Source organism: Lelliottia nimipressuralis (assembly GCF_004115925.1).
In the GTDB taxonomy this organism is placed as follows: Bacteria; Pseudomonadota; Gammaproteobacteria; order Enterobacterales; family Enterobacteriaceae; genus Enterobacter; species Enterobacter nimipressuralis.
Genome location: NZ_SDDX01000030.1, coordinates 13,899 through 37,304, shown reverse-complemented (window position 1 = coordinate 37,304; position 23,406 = coordinate 13,899). Strand labels below are relative to the sequence as shown.

Genomic DNA, 23,406 nt, shown 5'->3' with positions numbered 1-23,406 from the left:
CGTTACTACTTACTATTGATAAAACTTATTTGTACAGCTCAGCCGTTGCGTGCCAGTGGTCACCAGAACGCGCTTCGATGATGCGATAAGAAGACGCACCCTGCTCTTCGGCTTTTTTATTCAGCATTTCGTGCATGTCCATCGGAGACGTACCGATTGCACCTACGGAAACGGTGCCGATGGCCTGGCGAGATTGTGCCTGATCAGCGTTGATAGAGTCGGCAGCAAATGCACCGAATGACAGGACAGACAGGACGCTCAGAGCCGCTACAGTTGTTTTGATTTTCATGATTGTTTACCTCGTCGAATTTATTGGGGTCTTTCGTTTCGTGACCCTCATCACAAAATCAAGTATACACTAATCACGCTAAATATTAATACCACGCTAATTGTTTCATGGGTAATTACGTGTTAACTGGTCACGTTTTTATAACTAAAATGCATAGAATTGACCGTTTTTTGGTCACAATGGTTGTCGATATATAAGTAAATCATAGACATAACGAACTTTGATTTTTTGTGCGATCTGTTGATAGATCATTCGCTGGATGAATGAAAAGAGGCAGGTAAAAGCACTATTTGCAAAAGTAAGCACAACAGAATGGGGACGTAAACAAGGCGGTGGGCAGAACATTCCCCGCTGCCTGAGCAGCAGGGAAGGGGATTACAGCTCCTGTTCGAACAGCATCAGGATAGCTTCGTAGAGATCTTTTACGGAAAAACCGTTCGCTGGCGTAGTAAAGATGGTGTCATCCCCCGCGATGGTGCCGAGGATCCCTTCCGCTTTACCCAGTGAATCGAGCAGGCGGGCGATTAACTGCGCCGCACCTGGGCTTGTGTGGATCACGACCACCGCGTCGTTGTAATCAATATCCAGCACCAGGTTTTTCAGCGGGCTGGAGGTGGTCGGGACGCCCAGTTCGGCGGGCAGGCAGTAAACCATTTCCATTTTGGCGTTGCGAGTACGCACCGCGCCAAACTTGGTGAGCATACGGGAGACTTTCGACTGATTAATGTTCTCGAAACCTTGTTCCTGTAAAGCCAGAACAATCTCTCCCTGAGAACTGAATTTCTCTTCTTTGAGCAGCGCTTTAAACGCCTTCACTAATTCTTCTTGTTTTGACGAGCTTCGCATAAGTCACCCGGAATATGACGATAGAAACAACATTATTATGCATGTGGATGAATTTTTATGCAAATATTCTGCCTTGAACCAGGCTGAAATAATGTTATGAAAGGGAGTGATTTTATCAAATTTCGTTATCAGAAAACATGCCTACATCACGGCGCGTAAATAACCTTAAAAGTAAACTAAATGTTATCAAAATGATGTTGTTTTGCTGGCGAGTGAGGGTGTATTGTAACCACCGTCTTGATTGGCTACTTCGTTGCCGCAGTTTGCTGGAAGTATTCTGGCAAAGGTGAAAGACGCGTGACCTCAAATTCTTTAGCTACGAAAATTGTAATTATTTACCTGCTGAATTAATGTCGCCGCAACGGAGTAACAGATATTAAAGTTAACCATAATAAGGAGTTTAGGATGAAAGTTGCAGTCCTCGGCGCTGCTGGTGGTATCGGCCAGGCGCTTGCCCTACTACTGAAAACCCAACTGCCTTCAGGCTCAGAACTCTCTCTGTATGATATTGCTCCGGTAACCCCAGGTGTGGCGGTTGACCTGAGCCACATCCCAACAGCTGTGAAAATCAAAGGCTTCTCCGGTGAAAACGCACGCCCGGCGCTCGAAGGCGCAGACGTCGTGCTGATCTCCGCGGGTGTTGCACGTAAGCCTGGTATGGACCGTTCCGATCTGTTCAACGTCAACGCCGGTATCGTGAAGAACCTGGTCCAGCAGATCGCAGAAACCTGCCCGAAAGCCTGTATCGGTATCATCACTAACCCGGTCAACACCACGGTTGCTATCGCAGCAGAAGTGCTGAAAAAAGCCGGTGTTTACGATAAGAACAAACTGTTTGGCGTGACTACGCTGGACATCATCCGTTCCAACACCTTCGTGGCTGAACTGAAAGGCAAACAGCCTTCAGACATCGAAGTGCCGGTTATCGGTGGTCACTCTGGCGTGACAATTCTGCCACTGCTGTCCCAGATCCCAGGCGTGAGCTTCTCCGAGCAGGAAGTGGCTGATCTGACCAAACGCATCCAGAACGCGGGCACCGAAGTGGTGGAAGCGAAGGCGGGTGGCGGTTCTGCAACCCTGTCTATGGGCCAGGCGGCTGCACGTTTTGGTCTGTCTCTGGTTCGTGCGCTGCAAGGCGAGAAAGGCGTGGTGGAATGTGCGTATGTGGAAGGTGACGGCGAGCACGCCCGCTTCTTCTCACAGCCGCTGCTGCTGGGTAAAAACGGCGTTGAAGAACGTCAGTCAATCGGCAAGCTGAGCGCGTTTGAACAACAAGCGATGGAAGGCATGCTCGATACGCTGAAGAAAGATATCACCCTGGGCGAAGAGTTCGTTAACAAGTAAGCGAATGCCAGGCGATAAAAAACCGGAGCCATGGCTCCGGTTTTTTTATGCCGCTTAGTTGGTGGACGGGTATTCCTGAATAGTGACCTGAATGGTCAGCTTCTTATCATTACGCATGACTTCCACCGGAATGATAGAACCCGGGCGAATCTCTGCCACCTGGTCCATTGTCTCCAGCGCGGATACTGCCGGGATACCGTTCACCGACACAATCACGTCATTAACCTGCAGTCCTGCCGCCGCAGCCGGGCCACCTGGGGTGACTTCGTTTACGACGATGCCCTGAATCTGATCGATACCGCCGCCCTGGGTATGCAGCGGCGCGATTTCACGCCCACCAATTCCAATGTAGCCACGGATCACGCGACCGTCGCGGATCAGCTTGTCCATGATTTTGGTCGCCAGCTGGAACGGGATCGCAAAACCGATGCCTTCCGGCGTTTCGCCGTCGTTGCTCTTATCAAAGGAGAGGGTGTTGATGCCCATCAGCTCGCCGAGGGAGTTCACCAGCGCGCCGCCGGAGTTCCCGTGGTTGATGGAGGCATCCGTTTGCAGGAAGTTCTGCCGTCCTGACGGGTTCAGGCCAATACGACCGGTGGCGCTGATAATCCCCTGGGTAATGGTCTGGCCCAGGTTATAGGGGTTTCCGATTGCCATCACCACGTCGCCGATATGCGGCGTGCGCTTACGGTTAATCGGAATCACCGGTAAGCCACCGCTGGCGGTAATTTTCAGTACCGCCAGATCCGTCAGGCTATCCGAACCGACCAGCAGGGCTTCGAAAACGCGGCCATCCTGTAGCGCCACAATAATCTGATCGGCGTCGTTGATAACGTGCTTATTGGTAATGATGTAGCCGCGCTCGTCCATAATTACGCCGGATCCGAGGGTGCGGATCTCGAGCTGATTATTGGCGGAACTGTTGAGGCCGCGGTTATAGACGTTTACCACGGCGGGTGCCGCCCGGCGAACGGCCTGGTTGTAACTCACTGGCGTCTCATCCGTACTGTCGAACTGAGGCGCCGCCAGCTTATTGAACTGACGTAATGAGGGCATTGCAGCCAGTAATAAACCGCCAACGACCAATCCGATGGCGACGGAGCGAAATAGCTTAAGAACCATGATGCGGGCGTCGTTAATTGAGAAACGGTTGCAGCATAACATGACTTATCCGGACATCACACGCAGCGGTGATGTCCGGGGTCAGTGCTTAGCGTAATAAGATGTAAAGCGTGTCGTTGCCGCGAACAATTTGCAGCGCAATCACCGTCGGTTTGCTCTCCAGCACTTTGCGCATTTCTGCAATCGACTGCACGCGGTTGCGGTTCACGCCGATGATCACGTCATCCTGATGCAAGCCAGCCTGTGCGGCCGGGCTGCTCTTCTCGACGCTTTCAATGGTGATGCCTTTGGTGCCGTCTTTGAGCTGCCCGTCACTCAGCGCCGCGCCTTGCAGTGCAGGGGCGATAAGCTCGGCGCTGGCCGATGCAGAGGTGCTCTTATCCAGCGTCACTTCCACGTCGAGCGGTTTACCGTCGCGCAGCAAGCCGAGTTTCACTTTGGTGCCTGGCTCTGTGGTGGCGATTCGCGAGCGCAGTTCCGCAAAGCTGTTCAGCGGCTTACCGTTCAGGCTTACAATCACATCGCCCGATTTCACGCCCGCCTTCGCTGAGCCGGAATTGGCCAGCACTTCGCTAACGAACGCCCCACGCTGGACGTTAAGATTGAACGCTTTCGCAATATCAGCGCTCATCTCCATGCCTTTGATACCCAACAGCCCGCGTTTGATCTCGCCGGACTCAATCAGCTGTTGCGCTAGGGTTTTCGCCATATTGCTGGGGATAGCGAAACCGATGCCGATGCTGCCGCCGCCCGGTGCGAGGATCGCGGTGTTGATCCCGATCAGCTCGCCGTTCAGGTTCAGCAGGGCACCGCCGGAGTTGCCGCGGTTAATGGAGGCGTCGGTCTGGATAAAGTTCTCCAGCCCTTCAAGGTTTAGCCCGCTGCGGCCAAGCGCCGAGACAATCCCGGAGGTCGCGGTCTGGCCTAAGCCAAACGGGTTACCGACGGCCACGGCAAAATCGCCGACGCGCAGTTTATCGGAGTCAGCGATCACAATTTGCGTCAGATTGCTGGGGTTTTGTATTTGCAGCAACGCGATGTCGCTCTGGTCATCGCCGCCAATCAGTTTGGCGTCAAACTCACGACCATCGTTCATCTGCACGCTGATTTTGTCGGCCTGGCTGATGACGTGGTTGTTGGTCAACACGTAGCCTTTCGCCGCGTCGATCACCACGCCGGAGCCAAGCCCTTCAAAAGGTTGCGCTGGCTGGTCCGGGCCTTCTTCGCCAAAGTATTTTTTTAGCTCTTCCGGCACGCGCTGGCTTTGCGCGGCGGTGCCTTCCACCTTCACGCTCACCACCGCAGGCAGCACTTTTTCAAGCATCGGCGCCAGGCTTGGAATGGCAGCCGCACCAGGCACTTGCGAAGGAAGCGCCGCGGCCGCAGGCCAGGACGCCGTCAAAGATAACCCGACACTTAACGCTATCGCGCTTAACAGCTGGTTTTTTTTCTTCATTGATGCTGGCTCTCGTTGCCTGGAGTAAAGGAAAATCGGCCCAAAAACAGTCTGATGTTATTGAATTTCAAACCACTGAACAATGAGGTAATTGACTAAATAATAGCTGGGAAGGGAAAGAAAGGACGGGCGCGAGGTGTGCGCCCGTGAAATAAATCGTAGATGTGCGATTAATCGCGTTTTACGCCACCGCGCAGCAGGCCTGATGCACCATCAGAGTAATCACGCGGCATTTGAATCGGTGCCTGATCGTTACCGGCTTCAGACTCCGCCAGACGGTTGCGGAACGGGTTGGTGTCACCGCTCAGTTCCGGCAGCAGGCTGCTGGAGCTTTTTGCCATGTGCTGATAAAGCTGACGGTAATCGGTCGCCATATTGTCCAGCAGTTCGGCGCTACGGGCAAAGTGGCTGACCAGCTCTTCACGATACTCTTCCAGCTCAGCTTTGTTCTTTTCCAGTTCATACTGCAGCGACTGTTGCTGACGCAATTTGCGATTACCAAAACGCATGGCCACGGCACCGATGGCGATACCGACGACTAAACCAATTAGCGCATATTCCCAGGTCATGAACTTCTCCCGTTGTCTTGTTGTTCCGTAGGGTAGTGGCTCGGCTCCTGCCTGTGCCTGATTATGCCACTATAACCGCTATTTCTTCAGAAGTGGAATCCTGACGCATCATCGCGTACTGTAGAACGGCCTTTTTTTCGCCAGTCGCGCCCACTGGTGAGGTCTAATTGAAGGAATAACAACAAGATTATGCAAAATCTGTCCCCCACATCGCGTTACAAACAGGCCCTTGATGAGGGCACTCATCAGCCCGACGACGTTCAGCGTGAAGCCATTAATCGCCTGAATGTGATCTATCAGGAATTGACTCAGCAGATGCCCGCCCCCGCACAGAGTGGCGGACTGAAAGCGGCATTTGGCCGATTGTTGGGAAAAAAAGAGCCACAGACCGTAGCACCCATTCGCGGCTTATATATGTGGGGCGGCGTGGGCCGGGGGAAAACCTGGCTGATGGACATGTTTTATCAGAGCCTGCCAGGCACGCGTAAACAGCGTCTGCACTTCCACCGCTTTATGCTGCGCGTCCACGAAGAGCTTAACGCGCTGCAAGGTCATACCGATCCGCTGGATATCATCGCCGAGCGTTTTAAAGCCGAAACCGACGTTTTGTGTTTCGATGAGTTTTTCGTCTCGGATATCACCGACGCCATGCTATTGGGCGGCCTTATGAAAGCGCTGTTTGCGCGGGGCATTACGCTGGTGGCGACGTCTAACATTCCACCGGACGATCTCTATCGCAACGGTTTGCAGCGCGCGCGTTTCCTGCCGGCCATCGAGGCAATCAAAGAACACTGCGACATTATGAATGTCGATGCGGGCGTAGATTATCGTCTGCGCACGCTGACCCAGGCGCATCTGTGGCTCTCACCCTTAGATGAAGAGACGCGCAGCCAGATGGACAAACTCTGGCTGGCTCTGGCGGGCGCCAGGCGCGATACAGCCCCAGAGCTGGAAATTAATCATCGTCCTCTGCCAACCCTGGGGGTCGAAAACCAGACGCTGGCGGTTTCGTTTGCCACGCTGTGCGTCGATGCCCGCAGCCAGCACGACTACATCGCGCTCTCGCGTCTGTTTCATACGGTAATGCTGTTTGATGTGCCGGTGATGACGCCGCTGATGGAGAGTGAAGCCCGCCGCTTTATCGCACTGGTAGATGAGTTTTACGAACGTCATGTGAAGCTGGTGGTGAGCGCCGCCGTGCCGCTCTATGAGATCTACCAGGGCGAGCGGCTGAAGTTTGAGTTCCAGCGTTGTTTGTCGCGTTTGCAGGAAATGCAGAGCGAAGAGTATTTGAAACGCGCGCACATGCCGTAAATGCCGCACCGTGCCGCAGGCCGGGGAAGGCGTAGTCGCCACCCGGCAATTCCCCAGCGAAAACCTTGCGACTAATCACATTTAAGGGTCGATCTTTGACCTCGACTTCTCTATAATCTTGCGACCCCACGTTACGAGAAGGTTTTTTTCCCAAAACTTTCTATGTGCTGGCACAGGCTATTCGAAGGGGTAGGTTTGCCGGACTTTGTCGTGTGAGCCTCAACTGACTAAACGTTTGGGTGTTCACCAACGTGTAACTTATTATTTGGGTAAGCTTTTAATGAAAACTTTTACAGCTAAACCAGAAACCGTAAAACGCGACTGGTATGTTGTTGACGCGACCGGTAAAACTCTGGGTCGTCTTGCTTCCGAACTGGCTCGTCGCCTGCGCGGTAAGCACAAAGCGGAATATACTCCGCACGTTGATACTGGTGATTACATCATCGTTCTGAACGCAGAAAAAGTTGCTGTAACCGGCAACAAGCGCGAAGACAAAATGTATTACCACCACACCGGCCACATCGGTGGTATCAAAGAAGCGACCTTTGAAGAGATGATTGCCCGCCGTCCTGAGCGTGTGATTGAAATCGCGGTTAAAGGCATGCTGCCAAAAGGCCCGCTGGGTCGTGCTATGTACCGTAAACTGAAAGTTTACGCAGGCAACGAGCACAACCACGCGGCACAGCAACCGCAAGTTCTTGACATCTAATCGGGATTATAGGCAATGGCTGAAAATCAATACTACGGCACTGGTCGCCGCAAAAGCTCCGCCGCTCGCGTGTTCATCAAACCGGGCAGTGGTAAAATCGTAATCAACCAACGTTCTCTGGAACAGTACTTCGGTCGTGAAACTGCCCGCATGGTAGTTCGTCAGCCGCTGGAACTGGTTGATATGGTTGAGAAATTCGATCTGTACATCACCGTTAAAGGTGGTGGTACTTCTGGTCAGGCTGGTGCGATCCGTCACGGTATCACCCGCGCTCTGATGGAGTACGACGAGTCCCTGCGTGGCGAACTGCGTAAAGCTGGCTTCGTTACTCGTGATGCTCGTGAAGTTGAACGTAAGAAAGTCGGCCTGCGTAAAGCACGTCGTCGTCCTCAGTTCTCCAAACGTTAATCTATTTTCTGCTTCGGCAGAAAGATTGGCGAAAAACCCGCTTCGGCGGGTTTTTTTATGGATAATCCGACGGTTATCCACAGTATTTATTTGATTATCAGCTCTTTTTCAGCATTTCCAGAATCCCCTCACCACAAACCCTGCAAAATCTGGTAAACTATCATCCAATTTTCTGCCCAAATGTCAGTGAATACACCACTTTTGTTCGATTTTTGAGCGATTGAGTTTGTTCCTGGGATGGGTAACAAATCATCTGGCTGGCCCACGGGCCGGTAGCAGTAATATTCTGAATATACCTGGAGGTTTTCATGGCTGTCGCTGCCAACAAACGTTCGGTAATGACGCTGTTTTCTGGTCCTACTGACATTTATAGCCATCAGGTTCGTATCGTGCTGGCCGAGAAAGGTGTCAGTTTTGAGATCGAGCATGTGGAAAAGGATAACCCACCTCAGGATCTGATCGATCTCAACCCGAACCAGAGCGTACCAACGCTGGTGGATCGCGAGCTCACCCTGTGGGAATCCCGCATCATTATGGAATATCTGGATGAGCGATTCCCTCATCCGCCGCTGATGCCGGTTTATCCGGTTGCGCGTGGTGAAAGCCGCCTGTACATGCAGCGTATCGAGAAAGACTGGTACATCCTGATGAACGTCATTGTGAACGGTTCATCCTCAGAAGCAGACGCTGCCCGTAAGCAACTGCGTGAAGAACTGCTGGCCATTGCGCCGGTATTCGGTCAAAAGCCGTTCTTCCTGAGCGACGAGTTCAGTCTGGTAGATTGCTACCTGGCTCCGCTGCTGTGGCGTCTGCAGGCTCTGGGCGTAGAGTTCAGCGGTCCTGGCGCGAAAGAGCTGAAAGGCTACATGACTCGCGTATTTGAGCGCGACTCTTTCCTTGCTTCTCTGACAGAACCGGAACGCGAAATGCGTCTTGGTCGAGGTTAACGATTGTGGAAATGTCACAGCTATCTCCACGCCGTCCGTATCTGCTGCGTGCCTTCTATGAATGGCTGCTGGACAACCAGCTTACGCCGCACCTGGTAGTGGATGTGACGTTGCCGGGCGTGAGCGTTCCGATGGAATACGCGCGTGATGGTCAGATCGTTTTGAACATCGCGCCACGCGCGGTGGGTAATCTTGAGCTGGCAAACGACGAAGTGCGCTTCAACGCGCGTTTCGGCGGCGTACCGCGTCAGGTCTCTGTTCCGCTCGCTGCCGTGCTGGCAGTCTATGCGCGTGAAAACGGTGCAGGTACGATGTTTGAGCCGGAAGCGGCGTATGACGAAGATGTCGCCAGCCTCAACGATGAAGACGGTTCTACCGCCAGCGAAAGCGAAACGGTGATGTCCATTATCGACGGCGACAAGCCCGATCACGACAATGACAACGACCCTGATGACGATCCGCCGCCGCGCGGTGGCCGTCCAGCGTTACGCGTTGTGAAATAATTGAACAGGCCCGATGGGCCTGTTTTGCTATTCAGGGCTTTTCGCCCAGCCAAAAATCCTGTGTTATGATGAGTCGTTGTCACTGATTGTCACTCTTCTGACCCGAGTCTTTATGAAACCATTTGATCTTCAGGCGGAAAATTCAACCGAAACCCTTGGTCGCAGTTTGCGTCGTCGCCCGCTGGCGCGTAAAAAACTTTCCGATATGGTGGAAGAAGAGCTGGAGCAGATGATCCGTCGTCAGGAGTTTGCCCAGGGCGAACAACTCCCTTCCGAGCGTGAGCTGATGGAGTTCTTCAACGTGGGCCGCCCATCGGTACGTGAAGCGCTGGCCGCCCTGAAGCGAAAAGGCCTGGTGCAAATCAACAACGGCGAACGCGCCCGCGTCTCGATGCCTTCGGCCGATACCATCATTAGTGAACTCTCCGGCATGGCGAAAGATTTCCTCACCCAGCCGGGCGGCATTACCCACTTTGAACAGCTGCGTCTGTTTTTCGAATCCAGCCTGGTGCGTTACGCGGCAGAATACGCCACGGACGAACAGGTTGAGCGCCTGTCGAAAGCGCTGGAAATTAACAGCCAGTCCCTCAGCGATAACGCGCTTTTCATCCGCTCGGATGTCGATTTCCACCGTGTGCTGGCGGAGATCCCCGGCAACCCAATCTTTATGGCGATCCACGTCGCACTGCTCGACTGGCTGATAGCCGCTCGTCCGAAAGTATCCGACGCTGAGCTGTACCAGCACAACGATGTCAGCTATCAGCAGCATATTGCTATTGTTGATGCCATCCGCCGCCGCGATCCTGATGAAGCCGATCGGGCGCTGCAAACCCATCTCAACAGCGTTTCCGCAACCTGGCACGCCTTCGGCCAGGGATCCAAAAAGAAAAAATAACGATCCTTTAGTGAAGCAGATCGCAATATAAGCGTTCTGTATGGGGTGCTGCTTATTTGATCTGGTATAACAGGTATAAAGGTATATCAAAAAGCAGATCAATAACCACTTGAGGTATCTATGGCAAAGCAATTACGTGGCGTGATGGCCGCACTCCTGACTCCGTTTAATTCACAGCAGGCGCTGGATAAAGAAAGTCTGCGCCGCCTGGTGCAGTTCAACATTCAACAGGGAATCGACGGTCTGTATGTCGGCGGCTCAACGGGCGAAGCCTTCGTACAAAGCCTCGCCGAGCGCGAGCAGGTGCTGGAGATCGTGGCGGAAGAGGCGAAGGGCAAAGTGACGCTGATCGCCCATGTCGGCTGCGTCAGCACCGCAGAAAGCCAGCAGCTCGCGGCGGCGGCAAGCCGGATCGGCTTCGACGCTGTGTCGGCGGTCACACCCTTCTACTATCCCTTCAGCTTCGAAGAACATTGTGACCACTACCGTGCAATCATTGATTCATCGGATGGTTTGCCGATGGTGGTGTACAACATCCCGGCGCTGAGCGGCGTGAAGTTATCCCTCGATCAAATCAATACGCTGGTGACGCTGCCGGGTGTAGGTGCCCTGAAACAGACCTCGGGCGATCTCTTCCAGATGGAGCAGATCCGCCGGGCGCATCCGGATCTGGTGCTTTATAACGGCTACGACGAGATCTTCGCCTTCGGTTTACTGGCAGGCGCGGACGGCGGGATCGGCAGCACTTACAACATCATGGGCGCGCGCTATCAGGCGATCGCCAAAGCGATCCGCGAAGGGGACAACGCAACCGCGCAGCATCTGCAAAGCGAGTGCAACAAGGTTATCGATCTGCTGATTAAAGTCGGCGTGTTCCGTGGCCTGAAAACCGTCCTGCACTACATGGACGTGGTCTCCATTCCGCTATGCCGTAAGCCTTTTGCTCCGGTGGCAGAGCAGTATCTGCCGGAGCTGAAAGCCCTCGCAGAACAGCTGCTGGCTGAGAAACGCTAATGCATTGCCGGATAAGCGAAGCGCATCCGGCAAAGACAAAACACGATATGTAAGCCGGATGGTGAACCCGCCATCCGGCAATACGACAAAAAATCGTCGGGAGAGTGTTATGAGTATTTCTACCCAAAGCATCCCGTGGTACCGCCATCTGACCCGCCCACAGTGGCGCGCATTCTCCGCCGCCTGGCTGGGGTATTTGCTTGATGGCTTTGATTTTGTATTGATGGCGTTGGTATTAACAGAAGTCAAAAGTGAATTTGGTTTAACGACGGTCGAAGCAGCCAGCCTGATTTCGGCCGCCTTTATCTCGCGCTGGTTTGGCGGCTTGCTGCTGGGCGCGATGGGCGATCGCTACGGTCGCAAACTGGCCATGATCACCAGTATCGTCCTCTTCTCCTGCGGCACGCTGGCGTGCGGATTTGCGCCAGGCTACGTCACCATGTTTATTGCCCGTATGGTGATCGGCATGGGTATGGCGGGCGAATACGGCTCCAGCGCAACCTATGTGATTGAAAGCTGGCCGAAACATCTGCGTAATAAAGCCAGCGGCTTTTTAATCTCCGGTTTTTCTGTCGGTGCCGTGGTTGCGGCGCAGGTTTACAGCGTGGTTGTTCCCGCGTGGGGCTGGCGAGCGCTGTTCCTTATCGGTATTTTGCCAATCATTTTTGCCCTGTGGCTGCGTAAAAATATCCCGGAAGCGGAAGACTGGAAAGCGAAGCACGAAGGCAAAGCGCCGGTGCGCACGATGGTCGACATTCTCTATCGCGGCAAGCACCGCCTGATCAATATCGTCATGACACTATTTGCTGGCATCGCGCTGTGGTTCTGCTTTGCCGGTGAGCTAAACAACGCCGGGCTGGTGGTGATTCTGGGGCTGTTGTGCGCCTGCGTCTTTATCAGTTTTATGGTGCAAAGCAGCGGTAAGCGCTGGCCGACGGGTGTCACCCTGATGGTCGTGGTGCTCTTCGCATTCCTCTACTCGTGGCCTATTCAGGCGCTGCTGCCCACTTATCTGAAAACGGATCTGGCATACGATCCGATGACGGTGGCCCATGTGCTGTTCTTTAGCGGCTTTGGTGCGGCGGTGGGCTGCTGCGTCGGCGGCTTCCTCGGCGACTGGCTGGGCACCCGCAGAGCGTACGTTTGCAGCCTGCTGGCATCGCAGCTGCTGATTATTCCGGTGTTCGCCATCGGCGGGTCAAATATTTGGGTGCTGGGCCTGCTGCTCTTCTTCCAGCAGATGCTGGGGCAGGGGATTTCCGGGATTTTACCGAAGCTGATTGGTGGCTATTTCGATACGGATCAGCGTGCCGCCGGGCTGGGCTTTACCTACAACGTCGGCGCCCTGGGCGGCGCGATTGCCCCGATTATCGGCGCTCTGCTGGCACAGCGACTTGAGCTGGGTACTGCGCTGGGAACCCTGTCATTCGGCCTGACGTTTGTGGTGATCCTGTTGATTGGTCTTGATATGCCATCCCGCGTACAGCGTTGGATCCGTCCGGAAGCCCTGCGTACTCACGATGCTATCGACGGTAAACCTTTCAGCGGCGCCGTTCCATTTGGCAGTATTAAAAACGAGCGTGAGGCGGTGAAATGACGACACTGGCGATCGATATTGGCGGCACCAAACTGGCCGCTGCGCTGATCGACGATGACTTACAGATCCGCGAGCGGCGCGAACAGCCGACACCTGCCAGCAAAACGCCGGACGCCCTGCGCGCAGCGTTAAAATCGCTGGTGGAACCGGTAATGTCAGCGGCGCAGCGGGTGGCAATCGCCTCGACGGGGATTATCCGAGAAGGCACATTGCTGTCGATTAATCCCCACAATCTTGGCGGCCTGCTGCATTTCCCGCTGGTACAGACGCTGGAGTCGATAACCGGACTTCCCGCAATGGCGGTGAATGATGCGCAAGCTGCGGCGTGGGCGGAGTACCATGCGCCTGGCATCAATGCGCCGGATATGGTTTTCATCACCGTCTCTACGGGGGTCGGCGGGGGCGTGGTGCTCAATGGCGAGTTGCAGACGGGGGCCGGCGGGCTTGCCGGGCATCTGGGGCATACGCTGGCCGATCCGCAAGGGCCAATATGCGGCTGCGGTCGTAGAGGGTGTGTGGAAGCGATTGCCTCCGGACGGGCGATTGCTGCCCGGGCGCAAGGCGAGCTGGCGGGTCTCGATGCGAAAGCGATCTTCGACCATGCGCAGCGCGGTCATCAGCCCGCCCGCGCGCTGGTCGCTCATTCGGCCCAAACGCTGGCGCGACTCATCGCCGATGTCAAAGCAGTAACGGATTGTCAGACCGTTGTCGTTGGTGGCAGCGTCGGGCTGGCTGAGGGATATTTATCGCAGGTCGCTGAGTTTCTTGCGCAGGAGCCCGCGGTCTATCACGTCGAACTTCGCCCGGCGTATTACCGCCACGATGCCGGTTTACTGGGCGCGGCAAGACTGGCTACAGGAGCAACATCATGATGATGGGCAAAGCGAGCGCGCTGTCGGGATTACATCCCGTGCTGGCGGAGGCGCTGACACAGGCCATCGCGGCCTGGCCGCAGGACAAAGCGCCGGGGCGTTATGAACTGCAGGGCGACGATATCTTTATGAACGTGATGACGTTCGCCACGCAGGAACCAGAGCAGAAAAAAGCGGAGCTGCACGAGCAGTACATCGATATCCAGCTGTTGCTGGCGGGCGACGAACGCATCCTGTACGGCGTAGCTGGCTCTGCGCGACAGTGCGAGGAAAGGCATATTGAGGAGGATTATCAGCTGTGTAGCGCCATTGAAGGCGTGCAGCAGCTTGATCTGAAACCCGGCATGTACGCCATCTTTATGCCCGGCGAACCGCATAAACCAGGATGTAGAGTGAAGGAAATTGAAGAGATTAAGAAAGTGGTGGTGAAAGTGCGCGCCAGTTTGGTCGGCGCATAAAAAAAAACCGGATGGCATCGCCATCCGGTTCGCTTTTACACTTCCAGGTAGTTCATGATCCCATCCGCCGCTTTACGGCCTTCGGCAATTGCTGTAACCACCAGATCGGAACCGCGAACGATATCGCCGCCGGCGAAGATTTTCGGGTTGCTGGTCTGGAAGGCGTTTTCGCTACCTTCTGGCGCAATCACGCGGCCCTGGGAATCCAGCTCAACGCTGTGTTTCGCCAGCCACTCCATGCTGTGAGGGCGGAAACCAAATGCCATCACGACCGCATCTGCCGGAACCACATGCTCGGAGCCTGCCACGATTTCTGCGCGACGACGGCCTTTGGCATCCGGTGCACCCATTTCGGTACGCGCCATCTTCACGCCGCTGACTTTGCCGTTTGCATTCACTTCGATGCCTAATGGCTGAACGTTGAACTGGAACTCAACGCCCTCTTCACGCGCGTTTTTCACTTCGCGTTTCGAGCCAGGCATGTTCTCTTCGTCACGACGGTAGGCACAGATAACGTGCGTCGCGTTCTGACGGATCGAGGTACGCACGCAGTCCATCGCCGTATCACCGCCGCCCAGCACCACCACGCGTTTGCCTTCCATCGTGACGTACGGCTCAGCGGGGGTTTCACCGAAGCCCATCATCTGCTTGGTGTTGGCAATCAGGAACGGCAGAGCGTCAAACACGCCCGGAGCGTCTTCATTTTCCAACCCACCGCGCATCGACTGATAGGTGCCGACGCCGAGGAACACCGCATCGTAATCTTTCAGCAGATCGTCGATCTGGATATCACGGCCGACTTCGATGTTCAGTTTGAACTCAATACCCATGTCGGTGAAGATTTCGCGACGGCGGGTCATGACCTCTTTTTCCAGCTTAAAGGCCGGAATACCGAAGGTCAGCAGGCCGCCGATCTCCGGATGACGATCGAACACCACGGCTTTGACGCCGTTGCGGGTCAGCACGTCGGCACACGCCAGACCTGCCGGACCTGCGCCGATGATCGCCACGCGTTTGTCCGTTTGACGCACGCCGGTCATGTCCGGACGCCAGCCCATCTCAAACGCTTTATCGTTGATATAGCGCTCGATGTTACCGATGGTCACCGCGCCAAACTCGTCGTTCAGCGTACAGGAACCTTCGCAAAGACGGTCCTGCGGACACACGCGGCCACACACCTCTGGCAGGGTGTTGGTCTGGTGCGACAGCTCGGCGGCTTCGAAAATACGCCCTTCGTTGGCCAGCTTCAGCCAGTTCGGGATGTAGTTGTGGACCGGGCATTTCCATTCGCAGTACGGGTTGCCGCAGGACAGGCAGCGATCTGCCTGCGCCTTGGCCTGGCCTTCTGAAAACGGCTCGTAAATTTCAACAAATTCAATTTTACGGATCTTCAGCGGTTTCTTTGGCGGATCAACGCGCTGCAGGTCGATAAACTGGTATACGTTCTGGCTCATTGCTACCCCTTACTGCGCCTGCACACGCAGCTCTGCTGCGCTACGACTACGGTGACCCAACAGTGCTTTAACATCGCTGGACTTCGGTTTAACCAACGCGAATTTCGCCGAGAATGCTGGCCAGTTCGCCAGGATCTCTTCGCCGCGCGAAGAACCGGTATGCTGCACATGCTCGGTAATCAGACCGCGCAGATGTTCCTCGTGGATCGCCAGTGTTTCAACGTCCAGCACTTCTACCAGTTCCGGGTTAACGCGTTTACGGAACTCACCGTCTTCGTCCAGGACATAGGCGAAACCGCCCGTCATGCCTGCGCCGAAGTTCACGCCGGTTTTGCCCATTACGCAGACAATCCCGCCGGTCATGTATTCACAGCCGTTATCGCCGATACCTTCAACCACCGTGATGGCACCGGAGTTACGTACCGCAAAACGCTCGCCCGCACGGCCTGCGGCAAACAGACGTCCGCCCGTCGCGCCGTACAGACAGGTGTTACCGATGATGCTCGCTTCGTGGCTGCGGAACGCAGACCCAACCGGAGGACGCACCGCCAGCAGACCGCCCGCCATGCCTTTGCCGACGTAGTCATTGGCATCGCCAGTCAGGTACAGCTCAACGCCGCCGGCGTTCCAGACGCCGAAGCTCTGACCCGCCGTACCGCTGAAGTGCGCGGTAATAGGATCGGCTGCCAGCCCCTGATCGCCATGGGTTTGCGCGATATAGCCAGAGAGCGTAGCGCCTACGGAGCGGTCGGTGTTGCGGATATCCAACCAGAACGTTTTGCTCTGTTTGTCATCAACATACGATTTCGCCTGCTGCAGCAGCTGCGCGTTCAGCACGCCATTGTCGAACGGCGGGTTGTTCTCGGTGCAGTAAACGGCTTTGCCTGCGTGCGGCTCGGCGGTTTCCAGCAGACGGGACAGCTCCAGTTTCTGCTGCTTGGCGGTAAACCCTTCCAGCTCTTTCAGCAGGTCGGTACGGCCAATCAGATCGACCAGACGCTTCACACCCAGCTGTGCCATCAGCTCGCGAGTTTCGCGGGCGATAAATTCAAAGTAGTTAGTCACTTTGAACGGCAGGCCGTGGTAGTGGTTCTTACGCAGTTTTTCGTCCTGAGTTGCCACACCCGTTGCGCAGTTGTTCAGGTGACAAATACGCAGGTATTTACAGCCCAGCGCCACCATTGGCCCGGTGCCAAAGCCGAAGCTTTCTGCGCCGAGAATCGCGGCTTTGATGATATCGAGACCGGTTTTCAGGCCGCCATCCACCTGCAGACGGATCTTGTGACGCAGGCCGTTAGCCACCAGCGCCTGTTGTGTTTCCACAAGGCCCAGCTCCCACGGACAGCCCGCGTATTTCACGGAGGAGAGTGGGCTTGCGCCTGTCCCGCCGTCATAACCTGCGATGGTGATCAGGTCCGCGTAGGCTTTTGCCACACCGGTGGCGATCGTGCCCACGCCCGGTTCGGAAACCAGCTTCACGGAGATCATCGCTTTCGGGTTGACCTGTTTCAGGTCGAAAATCAGCTGCGCCAAATCCTCGATAGAGTAAATATCGTGGTGCGGCGGAGGAGAGATCAGTGTTACGCCCGGCACGGAGTAGCGCAGTTTGGCGATGTACGGCGTGACTTTATCACCCGGTAACTGACCGCCTTCGCCCGGCTTCGCACCTTGCGCAACTTTAATCTGAATCACGTCGGCGTTGACCAGGTACGCAGGCGTCACGCCAAAGCGACCAGAAGCCACCTGCTTAATGCGCGACACTTTGTTGGTGCCGTAACGCGCAGGATCTTCGCCGCCTTCGCCGGAGTTCGAGTTACCGCCGATGCTGTTCATCGCTTCGGCCAGCGCTTCGTGGGCTTCCGGGCTGAGTGCGCCGATGGACATCGCCGCAGTATCAAAGCGTTTATACAGTTCGCTGGCCGGTTCAACGTCATCAATGCTGACGGTTTCGCCGTTCGGATTCACCGCCAGCAGATCGCGCAGCGTAGCCGCCGGGCGCTCATTTACCAGTCTGGAATACTGCTGATAATCGCTGTATTCGCCGCTCTGAACCGCCTGTTGCAGGGTGCGCACCACGTCCGGATTGTAGGCGTGGTATTCGCCGCCGTGGACGTATTTCAGCAGACCGCCTTGATCCAGCGGTTTGCGCGCCAGCCATGCGCGTTTGGACAGGTTCAGCAGGTCCTGCTGGAAGTCAGAGAACCCGGCACCGCCGATACGGCTGATCACGCCCTGGAAGCAGAGATCTGCGACATCATCGTGCAGACCGACCGCTTCGAACAGTTTCGAGCAGCGGTAAGAGGCGATGGTCGAGATGCCCATTTTGGACATGATCTTGTACAGACCTTTGTTGATGCCGTTACGGTAGTTCAGCATCACGGTACGGTAATCTTTCTCGATAGCATGGCCGTCGACCAGCTTCGCCAGCGTTTCGTAAGCCAGGTACGGATAGATGGCCGTCGCACCGAAGCCTAGCAGCACGGCGAAGTGGTGCGGGTCGCGGGCGCTTGCCGTTTCAACAATGATGTTGGCGTCACAGCGCAGGCTCTTATCCACCAGGCGGGTCTGAATGGCACCCACCGCCATCGGAGCCGGAACCGGCAGGCGGTTTTTAGCGATGTTGCGGTCAGACAGCACCAGCAGAACGGTGCCGTTACGGACCATCTGCTCGGCCTTATCACACAGGGCTTTCACCGTCTCTTCGAGGCTCGCTTCGGTCACGTCAAAGGTAATATCGAGCGTGTCGGCGCGGTAGTGCTCCTCAGTCATGGTGGTGAGCTGTTTGAAATCGGAGTACAGCAGAATCGGCGACTTAAAGCTCAGGCGGTGCGCCTGGCCTTCGGCTTCGCAGAAGACGTTCATCTCGCGACCGATACTGGTGGCCAACGACATCACGTGCGCTTCGCGCAGCGGATCGATTGGCGGGTTGGTCACCTGCGCAAACTGCTGGCGGAAATAATCGTAAATGATGCGTGGCTGGCTGGAGAGCACGGCAAACGGGGTATCATCACCCATTGAGCCGACCGCTTCCTGGCCATTTTCGCCGAGGACGCGGATAACAGAATCCAGCTCTTCGGCGCTGTAGTTAAACTGTTTCTGGTAGCTGGCGAGGGTATCGTCGTCCAGCTCGCGGCTGCCGACTTCTTCGTTCGACAGATCTTCGAACGGCACCAGACGGCGGACGTTTGTCTCCATCCACTCTTTGTACGGATGGCGGCTTTTCAGATCGTCATCGGTTTCCGTCGAGTGCAGAATGCGCCCGCTGCGGGTGTCGATAACCATCAGTTCGCCAGGGCCGACGCGGCCTTTTTCGACCACTTCGTCAGGCTGGTAATCCCAGATCCCCACTTCGGACGCGCAGGTGATCAGCTTGTCTTTGGTGATGACGTAGCGCGCCGGGCGCAGACCGTTACGGTCGAGGTTACAGGCGGCGTAGCGACCATCGGACATAACGATGCCTGCCGGGCCGTCCCACGGCTCCATGTGCATGGAGTTAAAGTCGAAGAACGCGCGCAGGTCCGGGTCCATATCCGGGTTGTTCTGCCAGGCTGGCGGAACAAGCAGACGCATTGCACGTACGATATCCATCCCGCCTGCCAGCAGCAGTTCGAGCATGTTATCCATCGAGCTGGAGTCAGAGCCGGTTTCGTTGACGAACGGGGCGGCGTCATGCAGATCCGGGATCAGCGGAGTCTGGAATTTATAGGTACGCGCGCGCGCCCACTGGCGGTTACCGGTGATGGTGTTGATCTCACCGTTGTGCGCCAGGTAGCGGAAAGGCTGAGCCAGCGGCCAGCGTGGAACGGTGTTGGTGGAGAAGCGCTGGTGGAAGAGGCAAATGGCCGACTCCAGACGCAGGTCCGCGAGGTCCAGGTAGAAGCGCGGCAGGTCAGCCGGCATACACAGACCTTTATAGATGTTCACCAGGTTCGAGAGGCTACAGACGTAGAACTCTTTATCGTCCTGCAAACGTTTTTCGATGCGGCGACGGGCAATAAACAGGCGGCGTTCCATATCGCGCGGACGCCAGCCCGCAGGCGCATTCACAAAAATCTGTTCGATACGTGGCAGCGAGGAGAGGGCAATTTCACCGAGCACCCCTTCGTTGGTTGGCACATTGCGCCAGCCGACAATCGACAGGGTTTCGCGTTGAAGTTCTTCTTCGACGATGCGGCGTGAGGCGGCAGCTTTTTCAGGATCCTGATTCAGGAACAGCATGCCGACAGCGTAGTTTTTGGCTAAACGCCAGCCGCGCTCTTGCGCAACGATGCGGAAGAAACGATCCGGTTTTTGTAGCAGCAAGCCACAACCATCGCCGGTTTTACCATCAGCGAGGATTGCACCACGGTGCTGCATACGGGCCAGTGCGTGTATAGCGGTACGCACTACCTTGTGGCTAGGTTCGCCTTCTATGTGGGCGATCAGGCCGAAACCACAGTTATCCTTCTCAAGGGATTTATCGTACAACATATCAGTGAACCTCCCCAGGCTCTTCGGGACTCCCCACTGAACCGTGGCGCACAGGCACAGAAAGAGCGCGGCGACGGGGTTTGCGTTTCATACGCGCACCTCGCATTCGCCCTCTTCATTTCCTTTTCGCACAGGTCAAACAAGTTTGAGGACTTGCTTCAGAGGGAATCTCAATTACTGCATAAATATGATAAGCAGGCTGCTTATCCAGAAAGCTTCCAGCGGATTTCCAACTTATCGGGAATTGATACACAGGTCAAATGGCAATCTTATTTATACAAAAATGTGCTAAAGGTGAGTTATTGCTTTGAATATAAACGAGATTTAATCAGTTTTGCAGCCGCAAAAGAGAGGGGGAAGGCGCGAGGGAGTGTGATCTGACTCACTATCTGAAAGCGGTATTATCCCTTTGCCGTGCTGAATGGCGGGTTTTTTGCAGGATAATAATCTGGTACGGGCGATCAAGTTGCATAATCGCACTGTTTTACTGCCAGAGGGCGATAAGTGAAAAAATCCCCGCGAACATAAGGAAAAGTAATTGCCAGGGTGATGAATGAAATTGCAGTAATAGTGAGTTTTTATTCAAAGGAATAATAGCCGTCCAGGGCGATTGATCCAGGTCATCGCCAACAGAGGCTAAAAATGGCAGGCTTGTCCCCTTTCTACGGGACGGTCTATCAGATTATGCAGTTACAGAAATTAGTCAACATGTTTGGTGGGGATCTTTCACGCCGCTACGGGCAAAAGGTTCATAAGCTCACGCTGCACGGCGGTTTTAGCTGCCCCAATCGCGATGGCACCATCGGGCGTGGCGGCTGCACTTTCTGTAATGTGGCCTCTTTTGCCGATGAGGCGCAGCAGCATAACTCTATCGCCGAGCAGCTTTCCCATCAGGCGAGTCTCGTTAACCGCGCAAAACAGTATCTGGCCTATTTCCAGGCCTACACCAGCACCTATGCAGAAGTGCAGGTGCTGCGCTCCATGTATCAGCAGGCCGTAAGCCAGGCGAATATCGTCGGGCTTTGTGTCGGTACGCGCCCGGACTGCGTACCTGAAGCTGTACTGGATTTACTGAGCGAATATAAAGATCTGGGCTACGAAATCTGGCTGGAGCTGGGATTGCAGACCGCGCATGACAAAACACTGCATCGGATCAATCGTGGTCATGATTTTGCCTGTTACCAGAAAACAACCCGACTGGCGCGGGAGCGCGGTTTAAAGGTCTGTTCGCATCTGATTGTCGGCCTGCCGGGAGAAGGGCAGCAGCACGGTCTGGAAACCCTGGAAAGAGTTGTAGAGACAGGCGTGGATGGCATTAAGCTCCACCCTCTGCATATTGTAACCGGAAGCACCATGGCGAAAGCCTGGGAAGCCGGGCGGTTAAATGGCATTGCGCTGGACGAGTACACCGTGACGGCAGGGGAGATGATCCGCCACACGCCGCCGGAGGTGATTTACCACCGCATCTCTGCCAGCGCACGCCGCCCAACGCTTCTCGCGCCGCTGTGGTGCGAGAACCGCTGGACGGGGATGGTCGAACTGGATCGTTATCTGAACCAGCACGGTGTGCAAGGCTCGGCGTTAGGTACGCCGTGGATCTCCCCGCTACCGACGTCGTCCACCCAGTAAGCTCCCCAGCATGCCGCGCACAATCTGATTCGTCACCTGCCGCGCGGCGCTTTTAGCCATCGTCTGCACCACGCCATCGCGTTTGCCGCCGCGTGGGCCGGTGCTGCCAAAGAGAATATCTTTCAGCCCGCCGAGAATGCCGTCGTCAACGGCAACGTCACTCCCTTTAGCCGCTGGAGCTTGCTGCTTCTCGGTACTCGTCTGGACCCCTTTTTGCAGCATCTCAAACGCGGACTCACGATCCACTTCATCCTCGTATTTGCCGTAAACCGGCGAGTGGTTGATCAGCGCGTTACGCTCGTCGTCCGTCACCGGCCCCATGCGAGAGAACGGCGCGATAACCATTGCGCGTTCGACAACGGACGGGCTGCCTTTGGCATCAAGGAATGAGATGAGCGCTTCCCCGGTGCCGAGCGCCTGAATCGCCTCTTCCGTATCAAACGCAGGGTTCGCGCGCATGGTTTGCGCCGCCGCTTTAACCGCTTTTTGATCTTTCGGAGTAAAAGCACGCAGCGCGTGCTGCACGCGATTCCCGAGCTGGCCCAGCACGTTATCGGGAATGTCGGATGGGTTCTGCGAGACAAAATAGACGCCCACACCTTTGGAACGGATCAGACGAATCACCTGTTCGATTTTATCCAGCAGAACCTGTGGGGCGTCGCTGAACAGCAGATGCGCTTCGTCAAAGAAGAACACAATCTTGGGTTTCTCCAGATCGCCCGCTTCCGGTAGCTGTTCATAGAGTTCTGAAAGCATCCACAGCAGGCTGGCGGCGTAGAGTTTCGGCATCTGATAGAGCTTTTCGGCGCTCAGGATGTTGATGATCCCTATGCCGTTACTGTCGGTACGCATCCAGTCTTTGATATCCAGCATGGGTTCGCCGAAGAAATGCTCTGCGCCCTGCTGCTCAAGGGTGAGTAATCCGCGCTGAATAGCGCCCACTGATGCGGGGCTGATATTTCCGTACTGGTTCTGGAAGGATTTGGCGTTATCGCCAATGTACTGGGTAATCGCGCGCAGATCTTTAAAATCAAGTAGCAGCAAGCCCTGATCGTCGGCAATGCGGAAAATGATATTCAACACGCCGGACTGGACGTCGTTAAGATTAAGAAGCCGTGCCAGCAGCAGCGGGCCGAGATCCGAGACGGTCGCGCGCACGGGATGGCCTTTCTCACCGAAAATATCCCACACCACCACAGGATTCGCCTGCGGCTGCCAGTCGGTCACGCCGATGTTTTTCAGCCGCTCAAGCAGTTTTTCTGACGCTGTCCCCTCCTGGGCGATGCCGGTTAAATCGCCTTTCACGTCAGCCATAAAGACCGGCACGCCAATACTGGAAAAAGACTCCGCCAGTTTTTGCAGAGTCACGGTTTTCCCCGTCCCGGTGGCGCCGGTAATCAGCCCGTGGCGGTTCGCCATTCCGGGCAACAGGAACAACTCTTTATCCAGCGTCCGGGCAATCAGCAGTGGTGTACTCATGGTGCGCTTCCTCTCTTTGTCCTGCGTCGAG

General features: G+C 55.4%; 20 protein-coding genes. 12 read left to right on the top strand and 8 right to left on the bottom strand.

Features of this window, described 5'->3' with window-relative positions:
- Positions 1 to 25: 25 nt before the first annotated feature.
- Both yhcN and argR read right to left on the bottom strand, forming a co-directional pair.
- Positions 26 to 289, bottom strand: coding sequence for a peroxide/acid stress response protein YhcN (gene yhcN, locus ETG88_RS20645; protein WP_047347671.1), 264 nt, complete (start codon positions 287 to 289; stop codon positions 26 to 28).
- A gap of 375 nt (positions 290 to 664) precedes the next feature.
- Positions 665 to 1,135 (bottom strand): transcriptional regulator ArgR, encoded by a 471-nt coding sequence (gene argR, locus ETG88_RS20640; RefSeq protein WP_100778698.1) that lies wholly within the window; start codon positions 1,133 to 1,135, stop codon positions 665 to 667.
- 405 nt (positions 1,136 to 1,540) lie between these two features.
- Between argR and mdh the strand changes: the two genes are divergently transcribed.
- Positions 1,541 to 2,479 (top strand): malate dehydrogenase, encoded by a 939-nt coding sequence (gene mdh / locus ETG88_RS20630; protein ID WP_100778699.1) that lies wholly within the window; start codon positions 1,541 to 1,543, stop codon positions 2,477 to 2,479.
- Between the two features lie 54 nt (positions 2,480 to 2,533).
- On the opposite strand, the gene degS is transcribed toward mdh, so the two are convergent.
- From degS to zapG, 3 genes are all read right to left on the bottom strand, one after another.
- Entirely contained in the window at positions 2,534 to 3,601 is a 1,068-nt protein-coding gene (gene degS, locus ETG88_RS20625) for an outer membrane-stress sensor serine endopeptidase DegS (protein WP_100780807.1), read from the bottom strand.
- Between the two features lie 88 nt (positions 3,602 to 3,689).
- On the bottom strand, positions 3,690 to 5,057 hold the full coding sequence (degQ, locus tag ETG88_RS20620) for a serine endoprotease DegQ (protein WP_107702752.1): 1,368 nt from the start codon (positions 5,055 to 5,057) through the stop codon (positions 3,690 to 3,692).
- Positions 5,058 to 5,227: 170 nt separating this feature from the next.
- Positions 5,228 to 5,626, bottom strand: coding sequence for a Z-ring associated protein ZapG (gene zapG / locus ETG88_RS20615; protein WP_100778701.1), 399 nt, complete (start codon positions 5,624 to 5,626; stop codon positions 5,228 to 5,230).
- Between the two features lie 189 nt (positions 5,627 to 5,815).
- Here zapG and zapE point away from each other — a divergent pair, with 189 nt between their 5' ends.
- The 10 genes from zapE to nanQ all read left to right on the top strand — a co-directional run bounded on the left by zapE (position 5,816) and on the right by nanQ (position 14,343).
- Positions 5,816 to 6,940: a cell division protein ZapE gene (zapE, locus tag ETG88_RS20610; RefSeq protein ID WP_129036302.1), complete on the top strand. Its 1,125-nt coding sequence runs from the start codon at positions 5,816 to 5,818 to the stop codon at positions 6,938 to 6,940.
- 280 nt (positions 6,941 to 7,220) lie between these two features.
- Positions 7,221 to 7,649, top strand: a complete 429-nt coding sequence (rplM, locus tag ETG88_RS20605) for a 50S ribosomal protein L13 (protein WP_004868222.1) — start codon at positions 7,221 to 7,223, stop codon at positions 7,647 to 7,649.
- A 15-nt stretch (positions 7,650 to 7,664) separates the two neighbouring features.
- A complete protein-coding gene (gene rpsI, locus ETG88_RS20600; RefSeq protein WP_064543072.1) occupies positions 7,665 to 8,057 on the top strand; it encodes a 30S ribosomal protein S9 in 393 nt (130 codons plus the stop codon).
- Between the two features lie 308 nt (positions 8,058 to 8,365).
- Positions 8,366 to 9,004 carry a stringent starvation protein SspA gene (sspA, locus tag ETG88_RS20595; protein WP_129036301.1) on the top strand — a complete coding sequence of 213 codons (639 nt, stop codon included), beginning with the start codon at positions 8,366 to 8,368 and terminating at the stop codon, positions 9,002 to 9,004.
- 5 nt (positions 9,005 to 9,009) lie between these two features.
- Positions 9,010 to 9,507, top strand: coding sequence for a ClpXP protease specificity-enhancing factor (sspB, locus tag ETG88_RS20590; RefSeq protein ID WP_100778704.1), 498 nt, complete (start codon positions 9,010 to 9,012; stop codon positions 9,505 to 9,507).
- Positions 9,508 to 9,619: 112 nt separating this feature from the next.
- Positions 9,620 to 10,402, top strand: coding sequence for a transcriptional regulator NanR (nanR, locus tag ETG88_RS20585; protein ID WP_102105534.1), 783 nt, complete (start codon positions 9,620 to 9,622; stop codon positions 10,400 to 10,402).
- A 120-nt stretch (positions 10,403 to 10,522) separates the two neighbouring features.
- A complete protein-coding gene (nanA, locus tag ETG88_RS20580; protein WP_129036300.1) occupies positions 10,523 to 11,416 on the top strand; it encodes an N-acetylneuraminate lyase in 894 nt (297 codons plus the stop codon).
- Between the two features lie 109 nt (positions 11,417 to 11,525).
- Entirely contained in the window at positions 11,526 to 13,013 is a 1,488-nt protein-coding gene (locus tag ETG88_RS20575; RefSeq protein ID WP_100778706.1) for an MFS transporter, read from the top strand.
- The gene (gene nanK / locus ETG88_RS20570; RefSeq protein ID WP_129036299.1) at positions 13,010 to 13,885 is read left to right on the top strand and encodes an N-acetylmannosamine kinase; all 876 of its coding nucleotides are present in this window, start codon (positions 13,010 to 13,012) and stop codon (positions 13,883 to 13,885) included. The genes ETG88_RS20575 and nanK overlap by 4 nt, the downstream gene beginning before the upstream one ends.
- Entirely contained in the window at positions 13,882 to 14,343 is a 462-nt protein-coding gene (nanQ, locus tag ETG88_RS20565) for an N-acetylneuraminate anomerase (protein ID WP_129036298.1), read from the top strand. The genes nanK and nanQ overlap by 4 nt, the downstream gene beginning before the upstream one ends.
- Before the next feature lie 35 nt (positions 14,344 to 14,378).
- On the opposite strand, the gene ETG88_RS20560 is transcribed toward nanQ, so the two are convergent.
- Both ETG88_RS20560 and gltB read right to left on the bottom strand, forming a co-directional pair.
- The gene (locus ETG88_RS20560) at positions 14,379 to 15,797 is read right to left on the bottom strand and encodes a glutamate synthase small subunit (protein WP_102105504.1); all 1,419 of its coding nucleotides are present in this window, start codon (positions 15,795 to 15,797) and stop codon (positions 14,379 to 14,381) included.
- 9 nt (positions 15,798 to 15,806) lie between these two features.
- Positions 15,807 to 20,267: a glutamate synthase large subunit gene (gene gltB / locus ETG88_RS20555; RefSeq protein ID WP_129036297.1), complete on the bottom strand. Its 4,461-nt coding sequence runs from the start codon at positions 20,265 to 20,267 to the stop codon at positions 15,807 to 15,809.
- 684 nt (positions 20,268 to 20,951) lie between these two features.
- Here gltB and mnmL point away from each other — a divergent pair.
- Positions 20,952 to 21,896: a tRNA modification radical SAM protein MnmL/YtqA gene (mnmL, locus tag ETG88_RS20550; protein WP_129036311.1), complete on the top strand. Its 945-nt coding sequence runs from the start codon at positions 20,952 to 20,954 to the stop codon at positions 21,894 to 21,896.
- On the opposite strand, the gene ETG88_RS20545 is transcribed toward mnmL, so the two are convergent.
- Positions 21,873 to 23,375, bottom strand: coding sequence for a helicase HerA-like C-terminal domain-containing protein (locus ETG88_RS20545; RefSeq protein WP_129036296.1), 1,503 nt, complete (start codon positions 23,373 to 23,375; stop codon positions 21,873 to 21,875). The genes mnmL and ETG88_RS20545 overlap by 24 nt on opposite strands.
- Positions 23,376 to 23,406 lie beyond the last annotated feature (31 nt).

Bases quoted from the DNA above. Each gene is read 5' to 3' on its own strand.
- nanK (WP_129036299.1), top strand. From the start codon at position 13,010: ATGACGACACTGGCGATCGATATTGGCGGCACCAAACTGGCCGCTGCG.
- ETG88_RS20575 (WP_100778706.1), top strand. From the start codon at position 11,526: ATGAGTATTTCTACCCAAAGCATCCCGTGGTACCGCCATCTGACCCGC.
- sspA (WP_129036301.1), top strand. From the start codon at position 8,366: ATGGCTGTCGCTGCCAACAAACGTTCGGTAATGACGCTGTTTTCTGGT.
- mnmL (WP_129036311.1), top strand. From the start codon at position 20,952: ATGCAGTTACAGAAATTAGTCAACATGTTTGGTGGGGATCTTTCACGC.
- zapE (WP_129036302.1), top strand. From the start codon at position 5,816: ATGCAAAATCTGTCCCCCACATCGCGTTACAAACAGGCCCTTGATGAG.
- ETG88_RS20560 (WP_102105504.1), bottom strand. From the start codon at position 15,797: ATGAGCCAGAACGTATACCAGTTTATCGACCTGCAGCGCGTTGATCCG.
- rplM (WP_004868222.1), top strand. From the start codon at position 7,221: ATGAAAACTTTTACAGCTAAACCAGAAACCGTAAAACGCGACTGGTAT.
- degS (WP_100780807.1), bottom strand. From the start codon at position 3,601: ATGGTTCTTAAGCTATTTCGCTCCGTCGCCATCGGATTGGTCGTTGGC.
- mdh (WP_100778699.1), top strand. From the start codon at position 1,541: ATGAAAGTTGCAGTCCTCGGCGCTGCTGGTGGTATCGGCCAGGCGCTT.
- nanR (WP_102105534.1), top strand. From the start codon at position 9,620: ATGAAACCATTTGATCTTCAGGCGGAAAATTCAACCGAAACCCTTGGT.
- nanQ (WP_129036298.1), top strand. From the start codon at position 13,882: ATGATGATGGGCAAAGCGAGCGCGCTGTCGGGATTACATCCCGTGCTG.
- zapG (WP_100778701.1), bottom strand. From the start codon at position 5,626: ATGACCTGGGAATATGCGCTAATTGGTTTAGTCGTCGGTATCGCCATC.
- ETG88_RS20545 (WP_129036296.1), bottom strand. From the start codon at position 23,375: ATGAGTACACCACTGCTGATTGCCCGGACGCTGGATAAAGAGTTGTTC.
- argR (WP_100778698.1), bottom strand. From the start codon at position 1,135: ATGCGAAGCTCGTCAAAACAAGAAGAATTAGTGAAGGCGTTTAAAGCG.
- gltB (WP_129036297.1), bottom strand. From the start codon at position 20,267: ATGTTGTACGATAAATCCCTTGAGAAGGATAACTGTGGTTTCGGCCTG.
- yhcN (WP_047347671.1), bottom strand. From the start codon at position 289: ATGAAAATCAAAACAACTGTAGCGGCTCTGAGCGTCCTGTCTGTCCTG.
- degQ (WP_107702752.1), bottom strand. From the start codon at position 5,057: ATGAAGAAAAAAAACCAGCTGTTAAGCGCGATAGCGTTAAGTGTCGGG.
- rpsI (WP_064543072.1), top strand. From the start codon at position 7,665: ATGGCTGAAAATCAATACTACGGCACTGGTCGCCGCAAAAGCTCCGCC.
- nanA (WP_129036300.1), top strand. From the start codon at position 10,523: ATGGCAAAGCAATTACGTGGCGTGATGGCCGCACTCCTGACTCCGTTT.